Here is a 12,240-nt window from a genome sequence, read left to right as displayed (position 1 = left end):
CGCGTATGTTCGCTGCATTAATAGTTACGAGGGACATCAGGATGAGTAAGCGCATTGCGCTGGTACTGGGCTCCGGTGGTGCGCGTGGTTATGCGCACATCGGCGTGATCGAGGAGCTGGAAGCCCGTGGCTATGAAATCGCCTGTATCGCTGGTTGCTCCATGGGCGCGGTGGTGGGCGGCATCTACGCCGCCGGCAAACTCAATGAGTACCGCGAATGGACGCAGAGCCTGGATTATCTGGACGTGCTGCGCCTGCTGGATGTGAGCTTCCGTTTAGGGGCGATTCGCGGTGAAAAGGTCTTCGGCAAGATTCGCGAAATAGTCGGCGAGATCAATATTGAAGAGCTGCCGATCCCCTTCACCGCCGTGGCTACCGACCTAACCAACCAGCAGGAAATCTGGTTCCAGGAAGGCTGCCTGCACCAGGCCATGCGCGCCTCAGCGGCGATTCCTAGCCTGTTCACCCCGGTGGTACAGGGCAAGCGCATGCTGGTCGATGGCGGCCTGCTCAACCCGTTGCCCATCGTGCCGGTGGTGTCCAGCCACTGCGATCTGATCATTGCGGTCAACCTCAACTCGACCAACCAGCAGCACTACGAACTGCCGATCATCGAACGCGCGCCGGCGCTCAAGGGCCGCTTTGATCTATTGATGAGCTCGCTCGGCTCACGCCTGCCCTCGTTCAAACGCAAACCCGGCGAAGACGATGAGCTGCTTCTGCTGGAAGACAACAGCAACCCACTGCAGCCCGAAGCCATCAATCCCTGGCAGCAGAATGCCCGTAGCAACCTGGACAAACCCGCCGCACCGAAATCCGCCAGCGGCTCGCGGGTGGCCGACCTCAGCGGCCCGGCCTCACTCTTGGAACTGATCAACCAGAGCTTCGAGGTTATGCAGACGTCCCTGGCTCAGTACAAAATCGCCGGCTATCCGCCGGACATCCTGATCAACGTACCCAAGCGAGTGTGTCGCTTCTTCGAGTTCTACAAGGCGCCGGAGCTGATCATGCTCGGCCGGCAGATCGCCAGCGATACGCTGGATAAGTACGAGCGTGGCGACCGCTAGAGACTTTTTACGATCTGCTACGCGTCGGCCCTGCTGCGTTAAAAACAGGCTCGGCAAGCCGCTTGCGGCTAATGCGCTTTAGCGCGACCCCGAGGGGGCGAGTGAAACGAGTAATGCTCATGTACAAAAGTACACTCCGCTTCCTCGCCTGTTTTTGCCTTGCAGGACTCTAGCTCGCGAGATCGTAAATAAGCTCTAGAACCTAGGCGGAATCGCGCAGGCGATAGCCAACACCTGCTTCGGTGACGATAAAGCGCGGCGCGGTGGGATCGTCGCCGAGTTTCTGCCGTAGGTGGCCGACCACCACGCGCAGGTAGTGGCTGTCCTCGCCGTGGGTCGGGCCCCAGATGTCCTTGAGCAGTTGCTGCTGAGTCACTACCCGGCCGATATGCCGCGCCAGTTGCGCCAGTACCGCATATTCCTTGCGGGTCAGGCTGACTTCAACACCATCGAGGCTGACCCGGCGGTAGGCGAAATCCACCTGCAGCGGGCCGCTGCTGACCGCCGCGCTGGCCTGTTCCACACCGCCGGCCAGGCGCAGCAACACGCGCACGCGGGCGAGGAATTCCTGAATGCCGAACGGTTTGGTCACGTAGTCATTGGCGCCGCCATCCAGCGCCAGGACCTTTTCGCCCTCGCTGGCGCGCACCGACAGCACCAGTACCGGCACTTGCGACCAGGCGCGCAGCTCACGCAACACCTGTTGGCCGTCCATATCCGGCAGGCCGAGGTCGAGCACCACCAGGTCCGGTTTACCCAGCGCGGCCTGGGCCAGACCTTCCTGCCCCGTAGCGCCTTCCAGCACCTTGTAGCCCTGGGCCGTAAGGCTGATGCGCAGGAATTTGCGAATCTGCGCTTCGTCATCGATAACCAGAATGGTCGCGGGGTTTTGGCTCATCGGCTATCCATCACTGTTCTTCTTCCATCTGCGGCTGCGTGTGCAACGGCAGGTGCAGGGTCAGGCTTGCGCCCAGGCCATCCAGCCCTTCGCCCACAGTCACCCGACCGCCATGGGCGCCGAGCATGCCCTGACAGATCGCCAGGCCCAGACCAGTGCCCTGCCCACCGCGATCACCACGGGCGGCGGTATAAAACATATCGAAAATCTTCGTGCGCTCATGCTCAGGAATACCCGGCCCCTGGTCACTGACACTAAAGCGCAGTTCCTCGGCATCCGCCTCGATGGCCACACGCAAACGCCCCTGGGGCGGGGAAAAACGCGCAGCATTCTCCAGCACATTGACCAGCGCCTGTTCGATCAACGCGGCATGCACATAGAGCAGCGGCAGCTGTTGCGGCACCTGTATTTCCAGTTGCAAGGCAGACAATACCGGGCGCAGGCGCTGGGTCGCACTGGCAACGATATCCGCCGGGGCGACCCAGTCACGCGCCAGCTTCAGCCCGCCGTGACCCAGGCGGGTCATGTCCAGCAGGTTCTGGATATAACGGTCGAGGCGCTCGGCCTCATCGCGGGTGCCTTCCAGCAGCTCGCGGCGATCAGCCAGGGGAATCTGCTCACCCAGCGCCAGCAGGCTATCAATCGAGCCGCGCATAGCGGTCAGCGGCGTGCGCAGATCATGGGAGACCGAGGCCAGCAGCGCGCTGCGCAGCTCCTCGGTCTGCCCGTGCAGGCGCGCGGCCTCCAGATCCTCCGCCAGCTGCGCGCGTTCCAGGGCCTGGGCCAAGGGCTGGCCCAACGCCGTAAGCAGACGCCATCGCTCGGCAGGTAAGCTCCTGCCGTCCTTGGGGCTGATACCGAGCAGCAACAGCGGCCCCTCTTCGCCCGACAATGGCAACCACCACCAGCGCCCGTCCGGCAAGGTGCCGGTGCCCAGTCCGGCCGGCTGATCGTGCTGCCATGACCAATCCGCCGCCGCTCGTTCCAGATCAGTGAGCAGGCGCTGCGCACCCGCCTCCACCTTCCACAGCGCATCCGGGCTACGCGACAGCAAGCTGACCTCAACGTCCTGCCACAGGCCCAGCTGCTGCATGGCCGCAGCCAGAACCGCCTGGCGGTCGGTGGCCGCCGTCAGCTTGCGCGACAATTCCAGCAGTGCGCTGGTTTCTCGCTGCGTCTCACGCAGCGCCTGTAATTGCTGGCGCTGGCGGCTGGCCAGGTTACCGGTCAGCCCGGCCATCAGCAGAAAGAACAACAGGGTCAGCACGTCCTGCTGACGGTCGATGGTCAGGGTCAGGGTAGGCGGAATAAACAGAAAGTTGTACGCCAGAAACGACAGCCCCGCGCATGCCATGGCCGGGCCCAGGCTGCTGCGCACCGCCACCACCAATACCGCCGCCAGCAGAATCAGCGAGATATTCGGCAACTCCAGTACACGGGATAAACCCAGCGCCACGGCAGAGGCCAGCAGCGTCGCCAGCAAGGCCAGCAGGTAGTCACGCCAGACTACAGGCTGGCGGCGCCGCGACAGGGCCGGGGTATGGCTTGCCTCGGTATCCAGCACGCTGATTTCCAGGCCCTGGCCGTGCTGCAACAAGCGCTCCGCCAGCCCCCGGCCAAGGTGCCAGATACGCCGCAGACGTTGCCGGCTGCGGCCCACCAGAATCAGGCTGGCGCGGCGTTCGCGGGCATGCTCGATCAGGGTTTTCGCCACCTCGCTGCCGCGCAGGCTGACCACCTCCCCGCCCAGGCGCTCGGCCAGTTGCTGCGCGCCCTGCAGGTAACTCAAACGGGTTTCATCGCGCTCACCGCCGGTGTCCACATAAACCACCGACCAGGGCAGATGACGGCGCTCGGCCACCCGGCAGGCGTGCCGCACTAGGCGCTCGGCCTGAGCATCGCCGTCGATGCCGACCAGCAAGCGGCCACGCAGCGCAGGCGCTTGCTGACCTTGCTGGCGGTAGCGTCGGCTGAGGTCCGCATCGACCCGCGCAGCAGCCGTCTGCATCGCCAGTTCGCGCAACGCGGTGAGGTTGGTCTGGCTGAAAAATGCATCGATGGCGGCGCGCGCCTGTTCCGGCACATACACCTTGCCTTCGCGCAGGCGCTCCAGCAGCTCGCGCGGCGGCAGGTCGATCAGCAGAATTTCGTCGGCTTCCTGCAACACCCAATCCGGCAGGGTTTCACGCACTTGCACGCCGGTGATATCGCGCACCTGATCATTCAGCGCTTCGAGGTGCTGCACGTTGACCGTGGTGTACACGTCGATGCCGGCATCCAGCAGCTCCTGCACATCCTGCCAACGTTTGCTGTGGCGGCTGCCGGGGGCATTGCTGTGCGCCAGCTCATCGACCAGCAGCAGCTTCGGCGGTTTGGCCAGAATGCCGTCGAGGTCCATCTCGCTCAGCGCCACGCCACGGTATTCCAGACGCTGCTGCGGTTGTTGCGGCAAGCCGGTGAGCATGGCCTCGGTTTCCGCGCGGCCATGGGTTTCCACCACACCAACGCGCAGGTCGACGCCCTGGCGCAATTGCGCCTGCGCCGCCTGCAACATGGCGTAGGTCTTACCTACGCCAGGCGCCGCGCCGAGAAAGACCTTTAGCCGGCCACGCCCCTCTCGCGGCATCTCATCGAGCAGGGCATCGGCGCGTACGGCATCACTCATGCAAGTTACTCAGCTTTTGCGGGAGGCGAATTGTCGGCCAGCGCCAGGTTCAGCGCCAGCACATTGACCACTGCCGGCCCTACCAGTGGCTTTTCCACGTGCTGTTCGATCAGTCGTTCCAGGCTGGCCGCCGGGATGCCACGTGCTGCGGCGATTCGGGCGATCTGAAACTGCGCCGCTGCCGGCGACAGATGCGGATCGAGGCCACTGGCCGAGGTGGTCACCAGCTGCATGGGTACTGCGCCCTGACCTTCTGCCTGCAAGCGCTGGGCATCTGCGGCGATACGCTCGGCCAACGCCGGGTTGCTCGGTGCCAGGTTGCTGGCACCGCTGGCCACGGTGGCGTAACCACCGGCCGATAGACGCGGCTGAAACCACTGCGCGCCCTCGAAGGGTTGCGCCAATAACGCGCTACCGAGCACATCGCCTTGTTGATTGTGCAACAGGCTGCCATTGGCCTGCGCCGGGAACGCCAGCTGCGCCACACCGGTAACGGTCAAGGGATAAACCACACCGGTGACCAGGGTCATAAAGGCCAGCACGCTAATGGCTGGGCGGATTTGTTTGAGCATGATAAATCTCCAGATTCTGTGTAGCCGGATGCAATCCGAGCCCGGAGTTCATCCGGGCTAAGGATTGCGCTTGCTTAAACGAGGCCGACGGCCACCAACAGCAGATCAATCAGCTTGATCCCGACAAAGGGCGCCACCAGGCCGCCCAGGCCGTAGATCAACAGGTTGCGGCGCAGCAGGCTGGCAGCATCGGCGGCCTGTACACGCACCCCGCGCAGGGCCAGCGGAATCAGCGCTACGATGATCAGCGCGTTGAACACGATGGCCGAGAGAATCGCGCTCTGCGGGCTGTGCAGCTGCATCAGGTTGAGCGCGCCAAGCTGCGGGTAGATGCCGGTAAACAGCGCCGGGAGGATGGCGAAGTACTTGGCCACATCGTTGGCCACCGAGAAGGTGGTCAGCGCGCCGCGGGTCACCAGCAACTCCTTGCCCACCTGCACCACGTCGAGCAGCTTGGTCGGATCACTGTCCAAGTCGACCAGATTCGCCGCCTCGCGCGCCGCCTGGGTGCCGTCGTTCATCGCCAGGCCCACATCGGCCTGGGCCAGGGCCGGGGCGTCGTTGGCACCGTCGCCGCACATGGCGACCATCTTGCCTTCCGCCTGCTCACTGCGGATGCGTTGCAGCTTCTTCTCCGGGGTGGCTTCAGCGATCACATCATCGACGCCCGCTTCGGCAGCGATGGCGGCGGCGGTCAGCGGGTTGTCACCGGTCACCATCACGGTGCGGATGCCCATGGCTCGCAGCTCGGCAAAACGTTCGCGAATACCCGGCTTGACCACGTCCTTAAGATGAATGGCGCCGAGCAACTGACCGTCACCGGCTACCAGCAAGGGAGTACCGCCGCTCTGGGCGATTTTCTCGATTTCACGGGCCAATACCGGCGGCACGTCGCTGCGCTCGATGCCTAGATAAAGCAGCACTGCATCCACTGCTCCCTTGCGGTAGCTGTGGCCGTTGTAGTCGGCGCCGGACAGGCGCGTCTCGGCACTGAAGGCAATTGATTTGATCGCACTGCGCTCAGGCTCAACCATGGTATTCAGCGCACGCAGGTATTCGACAATCGACTTGCCTTCGGCAGTGTCGTCCGCTAGCGAAGCCAGCAACGTTGCATCGCTAAGCTGCTTGCCGGATACCCCCGGCGCTTTGTAAAGCGCGCTGCAACGGCGGTTACCGAAGGTGATGGTGCCAGTCTTGTCGAGCAACAGTACGTGCACGTCCCCCGCCGCTTCCACAGCGCGGCCGGACTTGGCGATCACATTCAGACGCACCAGGCGGTCCATGCCGGCGATGCCGATGGCTGAGAGCAGCCCGCCGATGGTGGTCGGAATCAGCGTCACCAGCAGCGCCACCAGGTACACCAGCGGCAGGTCGCCGTCGGCAAAACGAGCGAACGGCTGCAGGGTCGCCACCACCAGCAGGAAGATCAGAGTCAGGCCGATCAGCAGGATATCCAGCGCCACTTCGTTAGGCGTCTTCTGCCGCTTGGCGCCTTCAACCAGGGCGATCATTCGGTCCAGGGTCGATTCGCCCGGGTTGGCAGTGATCTGCACCAGCAGCCAGTCGGACACCACCCGGGTGTTGCCGGTAACGGCCGAACGGTCGCCGCCAGACTCACGAATCACAGGCGCGGATTCGCCGGTAATCGCCGCTTCGTTGACTGTGGCGATGCCTTCGACGACTTCGCCGTCACCAGGGATCAGTTCGCCGGCCTCGACCCGCACGATATCGCCCCGGCGCAGGCTGCTGGCTGCTACGGTCTCGAACTGCTGACCATTCTTGCGCCGCGCATTCAGCCCCTGGCTGCCAGCCTTGAGGCTGTCGGCACGGGCCTTGCCACGACCCTCGGCGAGGGCCTCTGCAAAGTTGGCAAACAGCACGGTAAACCACAGCCACAAAGCAATCTGCACGGCCAGGCCGGTGGAGACCTGAGGGTTGGGGATAAAGCACAGCACGGTGGTGACCACAGCCGTCAGCTCAACCACCAGCATCACTGGTGAGCGCAGCAGCTGGCGTGGATCAAGCTTGACGAAGGCCTGGCGCAGCGCAGGTTTCCACAGCGCGGCGATCGAGGTTTTCGGGTGTTGCTGGGCGCTGTTCAGCGCCGGTTCAATACGGGCATTCATCATGGTTCTCCCTTAGAAGCCCTGGAACATGGTCATGTGCTCGGCAATCGGGCCCAGGGCCAATGCCGGCAGGAAGGTCAGGCCGCCGACCAACAGAATGGTCAGGGTTAGCAGGGTGACGAACAGCGGGCCGTGGGTCGGGAAGCTGTTGCTGCCCACCGGCGCGCGCTTCTTCGCAGCCAGGCTGCCGGCAATCGCCAGAATCGGCAGGATGTAGCCGAAACGGCCAAGCAACATGGCCAGGCCAATCATCAAGTTGTGATACGGCGTGTTGGCACCAAAGCCGCCAAAGGCCGAGCCGTTGTTGGCCGCACCGGAGGTGTAGTTGTAAAGAATCTGACTGAAGCCGTGTGCGCCTGGGTTACTTACAGAGGACGCTGGGCCCGGCAGGCTGGCCGCCAGGGCGCCGAGTACCAGTACGCCAACCGGCATTACCAGCAAGGTGGCCACCAGCAAGCGCACTTCGCGGGCTTCAAGCTTCTTGCCGAGGTATTCCGGGGTGCGGCCGATCATCAGGCCGGCGAGAAATACCGCGATCAGCACAAACAGCAGCATGCCGTAGAGGCCAGCACCGACACCGCCGAAGATCACTTCGCCGAGCATCATGTTGAACATCGGGATCATCCCGCCCAGCGCGCTGAAGCTGTCGTGCATGGCGTTGACCGAACCGTTGGAAGCGGCCGTGGTGGTCACCGCCCACAACGCCGAGGCCGTGGTGCCGAAGCGGCTTTCCTTGCCTTCCAGCGAACCGCTTTGCTCAATCGGCAATGCGGCCAACGCAGGGTTCGGCTGATGCTCGGCATACAGCGTGCCGCCCAGACCGACGCTGAACAAAATCAGCATGCAGGCCAGCAACGCACGGCTCTGGCGCAGGTCTTTGACGTAATGGCCAAAGGTGAACAGCAGCGCAGCGGGGATCAGAATGATCGAGGCCACCTCGAACAGGTTGCTCCAGGCTGTTGGGTTCTCGAACGGATGCGCCGAGTTGACGCCGAAGAAACCGCCGCCGTTGGTGCCCAGCTGCTTGATGGCAATCTGGCTGGCTGCAGGCCCAAGTGGCACAACCTGATCGGTGCCGCCGATGGTGTGCGCAGTGACGTATTCGAGGAAGGTCTGCGGCACGCCCTGCCACACCAGCAATAGCGCCAGAACCAGGCAGAACGGCAGCAGGCCATAAAGCGTGGCACGGGTCAGATCGACCCAGAAGTTGCCGACGCTATTGCTCGACCGCCGCGCGATGCCGCGGCAGAACACCACCAGCACGGCCAGACCGACTGCCGGGCTGACGAAGTTCTGCACGCCCAGGCCAACCATCTGGCTGAAATAGCTCATCTGCGCTTCGCCGCTATACGCCTGCCAGTTGGTATTGGTGACGAAACTCACGGCGGTGTTGAACGCCAGCGTCCACTCCAACCCCGGCAATTGCTGCGGGTTGAGCGGCAAACTGCCTTGCAGCATCAAGATGGCGAACAGCGTCAGCAGGCTGATCAGGGTGAAGGCCAGCAACGCCAGGCTGTAGGTTTTCCAGTCCTGCTCGCGGTTGCTATCGACACCGGCAATCCGGTAGCACAGCCGCTCGACCGGCTGCAGCACGGGGCTGAGCCAGGTTTTTTCGCCTTCCATCACCCGGTACAGGTAACGCCCGATAAAGGGCGCCGGCAGCAGAACCAGGACGAAGAACGCCAGGATCAAGGTGAAATCGTAACTGTGCATATGCGCTCCTACGCCTGATCAGCGCGCAACAGCGCAACCAGCAAATAAATGAATAGTCCCAAGGCCAGGCCCAGGGACACCCCGTCGAGAATGCTCATGTGTTTGCTCCTTATTGCGGTGGCTACCGCTTGGGGCAAATTGTCGGCAACCAGGGCGTAAAGGAACGAGTGCGGGCGATGCTGCCCGGCATAAAGAAAGCGTAAAGATCGCAGGCTGTGGACAAACAAAAACGGCCAGGCGCCCTGCTTTACAGGTCGTCTGGCCGTATGTGGCGCTCGCTACGCCTAGGGTGTAGCGCTGAAGGCGTTACTGAATGGGGCTTTGAGCCTCGCTTTCTTCCAGCAGCATTTCCTCGGCCGGGGTTTCAGGGGCCATGCCCGCCAAACCACCGCCACTGCTCATGGCCAGCGCGACGAACTGCTCCACGGTCATCTGCTTGCCATTGAAGGTCACCTGATCGTTGGCGTAATGCAGGCTGGAGCTGATGTCCTGCCCCTGCACCACTGCCAGTTCGCTGGCCACCGCCATGCCGCTGGCCATTTCACCGACCATCGCCGCCTGCTGGGCAATTGCTTCCTTGTCGGTTTCCCCGGCCAGAGTGGCCTGTACACCAATCACATCGGCAATCATCGCCTTGGACACCAGCAACTTGGCATCCAGTTGGGCAATCAACTGCTTGGCCAGTTCAGGCGCCGGCAAGTCGAAGGACACCGGCTTGTCCAGGTCCAAGCCAAAGCTGAAGCTGCTCTCGCCATTGGCAGTCTTGAACGCCAGTTTTTCCAGAGCCAGGCCCGGTTTGCCGGCCAGCAGTTTTTCCAGATCAGTCTTGAATTGCGCAGTCTGCGCGTCGGTCAGCTCCGGCATACCGCTTTCAGTGTCGACCTTGCCGCTCTGCAGCAGTGTGCCGTACAGCTCGATCATCGATTTCAGGGCGGCTGCATCAAGGTTTTTCACGGTCCAGAGCATCTGCGAAGAGCCGATGTCGGTACCTTGGTAGCTGACCATGCCAATGTCATAGCTGTAACGCGCGGACAGCTGCTGGTCGGCTTCGCTGGTTTCATCGCGCTGGACGAAATCCTTGAACAGGATGGGGGCGTTTTCGCCAACCTGCAGCTCGATCTGCTGCAAGCGCACCTCGTTCTGCCCCAGGTAGAAGTCGCTGACGCCCTTACGGGAATTACTGGTGAGGTCCAGGCCCTTGAACTCAAGACGCATGCTCTCATCGGTGGACAGGGTTGAAGTGACCTTGAAGCTGTCCATCACGCCATTGGCACTGATTGCTTCGACATTCGCGCTGCTGTCGAAGTCGATTTGCAAGCCACTGAAATCAATCTGGGTCTGCTCATCCAGCGCCATCTGCAGGGGTTGTACGCGCAGGTTGCCGCTCATCGAACGGTCATAACCGAGACTGACCTGGCCCTGCAGCGGCGCCCCACCTTGGCTACTGGCAAACCATTTTTCCAGCTCCGGGCCGCGCTCCAGGGCGTAGTTGCTGGTGGCCATAACGGGTAGCAATTTGAGAGCTTGCAGCCGTGACAGCGGGAAAGGCCCGTGTTCAATGTGGTCAGTGACGAACCACTCGAAGTTGCTCGGCGACTCGCCATCCAGGCTGCCAGCAAACTGAATGCGGTAGCGCGCGTTACTGCTGAACAGCTGGCGTTCGAGAGAAACCAGCTCAATGGTGGCGCTAAGGCCCAGGGCCGGCAGGGTTTTACCCATGTCCTCGTTGGCCTGTTTGATCGAGGTTTCCAACACGGCGGGGAGCTGCTGACCGGTGTACCAGGCTCCGGCGGTGCTCAGTACGCCTAGAACGACAACTGCGCCCAGGGCGCTGCCAACAATTTTCTTCATGGGGGATATCCTGCGTGTCCGTTATGGGGTGGGGCTTCCCTGCTACCGCGTCAATCACTGCACGGCAATGTGGCGGTTTGAGGCGCGACGCCGGGCATGCGCACAACGCCTGGCTGCGCAAGCCAAGGCGTGGTCGCGAAGCGCCGCAAGGCTACCACCCCGGCTACAGGCGACCAAGGCGCCGCCGCGGAAATTTACCGAAAATGCCAACCGGCTCGAACAGCTGTGCAGCCCTAATGAACAGTCAGCTGTCTGGCTTCTCGGGCGATTCAACGCTGCTGACCGTGGTGTTGACGACAGGGCTACCGACCCAATCACTAAGCAGGCTGTAAGCCACGGCCAGCAATGTTGGGCCAAGGAACAGGCCCATAAAACCGAACGCCAGAATGCCGCCGAACACCCCGAGCAACACCACGATCAAGGGCAGGTTACCGCCACGGCTGATCAGGTACGGCTTAAGGATGTTGTCGACGCCACTGATCACAAAGAAGCCCCAAACCAGCAGGAAGATGCCCATGCCGACTTCACCCTGCCAGAACAGCCAGGCCACCGCCGGCCCCCAGATCAACGGAGGAATCATGATCAGGCTGAAGCCGAAGGTCATGATGCCAAGCACCAACGCCCCAGGCACGCCAGCGATGGTGAAACCGATAAAGGCCAGGATGGCCTGCGCCGCGGCAGTACCGATCACCCCGTTGACCACCCGCTGCACGGTACCAGCCACCAGTTCCAGATAATGCTCAGCGCGATCACCGATCAAACGCTGTAACAGGCTTTCGGCAAACGCCGCTAGACGCGGCCCGTCTCGATAGAAAAAGAACACCAGAATCAAGCTCAAAGCCAGTTCCAGCATGCCGCCACCGATCTGCGCACTGCGCGCCAGCAGCCAGTTGCCGACCTGCCCCAAATACGGCCGCACGGTGGCGAAAAACGCCGCGCCCTGCTGGTCGATGGTCATCCAGAAGCCCACCAGGCGCTCCCCCACCAGCGGCACGCCAGCCAACCAGGCGGGAGCTGGCGGCAGCCCTTCGACCTGGAAATCCTTGAGCAGCGCGGTGACATCCTTGATGTGATCCGCCAGGTTGAAGCCCAGCATCACTAGAGGCACGGCCACCACGACGGTCCAAGCCAGGGTCAGCAACCCCGCCGCCAATGCCTGACGACCATTGAGCAGGTGCGTCAGCACACGCATCACCGGCCAGCTGGCAAACGACAACACCGCAGCCCAGAACAGCGCCGACCAGAACGGTGCCAACACCAACAGGCTGGCGCCCAGCAAGACCAACAGCAGTATCTGCACCAGCAAACGATCGTTATTGGCCATCCAAACAGCTCCCTGCACAACGCA

The 12,240-nt window shown here is 62.5% G+C and carries 9 protein-coding genes; 1 reads left to right on the top strand and 8 read right to left on the bottom strand.

Features of this window, described 5'->3' with window-relative positions:
* Nucleotides 1-41: 41 nt before the first annotated feature.
* The gene (locus tag BLO50_RS12900) at nt 42-1,067 is read left to right on the top strand and encodes a patatin-like phospholipase family protein (RefSeq protein WP_090253410.1); all 1,026 of its coding nucleotides are present in this window, start codon (nt 42-44) and stop codon (nt 1,065-1,067) included.
* Between the two features lie 202 nt (nt 1,068-1,269).
* Here BLO50_RS12900 and BLO50_RS12895 read toward each other — a convergent pair whose 3' ends face one another.
* From BLO50_RS12895 to BLO50_RS12860, 8 genes are all read right to left on the bottom strand, one after another.
* Complete coding sequence (locus BLO50_RS12895) at nt 1,270-1,965, bottom strand: response regulator (protein ID WP_090253407.1); 696 nt, start codon at nt 1,963-1,965, stop codon at nt 1,270-1,272.
* A gap of 10 nt (nt 1,966-1,975) precedes the next feature.
* Nucleotides 1,976-4,630, bottom strand: a complete 2,655-nt coding sequence (locus BLO50_RS12890; protein ID WP_090253403.1) for a sensor histidine kinase — start codon at nt 4,628-4,630, stop codon at nt 1,976-1,978.
* Between the two features lie 5 nt (nt 4,631-4,635).
* On the bottom strand, nt 4,636-5,202 hold the full coding sequence (gene kdpC / locus BLO50_RS12885; RefSeq protein ID WP_090253400.1) for a potassium-transporting ATPase subunit KdpC: 567 nt from the start codon (nt 5,200-5,202) through the stop codon (nt 4,636-4,638).
* Nucleotides 5,203-5,276: 74 nt separating this feature from the next.
* Nucleotides 5,277-7,328: a potassium-transporting ATPase subunit KdpB gene (kdpB, locus tag BLO50_RS12880; RefSeq protein WP_090253397.1), complete on the bottom strand. Its 2,052-nt coding sequence runs from the start codon at nt 7,326-7,328 to the stop codon at nt 5,277-5,279.
* A 12-nt stretch (nt 7,329-7,340) separates the two neighbouring features.
* Nucleotides 7,341-9,041 carry a potassium-transporting ATPase subunit KdpA gene (kdpA, locus tag BLO50_RS12875; RefSeq protein ID WP_090253394.1) on the bottom strand — a complete coding sequence of 567 codons (1,701 nt, stop codon included), beginning with the start codon at nt 9,039-9,041 and terminating at the stop codon, nt 7,341-7,343.
* Between the two features lie 8 nt (nt 9,042-9,049).
* Entirely contained in the window at nt 9,050-9,139 is a 90-nt protein-coding gene (gene kdpF, locus BLO50_RS12870; protein WP_090253391.1) for a K(+)-transporting ATPase subunit F, read from the bottom strand.
* Nucleotides 9,140-9,347: 208 nt separating this feature from the next.
* Nucleotides 9,348-10,892: a YdgA family protein gene (locus BLO50_RS12865; RefSeq protein ID WP_090253388.1), complete on the bottom strand. Its 1,545-nt coding sequence runs from the start codon at nt 10,890-10,892 to the stop codon at nt 9,348-9,350.
* A 244-nt stretch (nt 10,893-11,136) separates the two neighbouring features.
* Complete coding sequence (locus BLO50_RS12860) at nt 11,137-12,216, bottom strand: AI-2E family transporter (protein WP_090253385.1); 1,080 nt, start codon at nt 12,214-12,216, stop codon at nt 11,137-11,139.
* Nucleotides 12,217-12,240 lie beyond the last annotated feature (24 nt).

The sequence above is a fragment of the Pseudomonas peli genome (assembly GCF_900099645.1).
GTDB lineage: Bacteria > Pseudomonadota > Gammaproteobacteria > Pseudomonadales > Pseudomonadaceae > Aquipseudomonas > Aquipseudomonas peli.
This window is presented reverse-complemented; position numbering and strand designations above follow the sequence as displayed.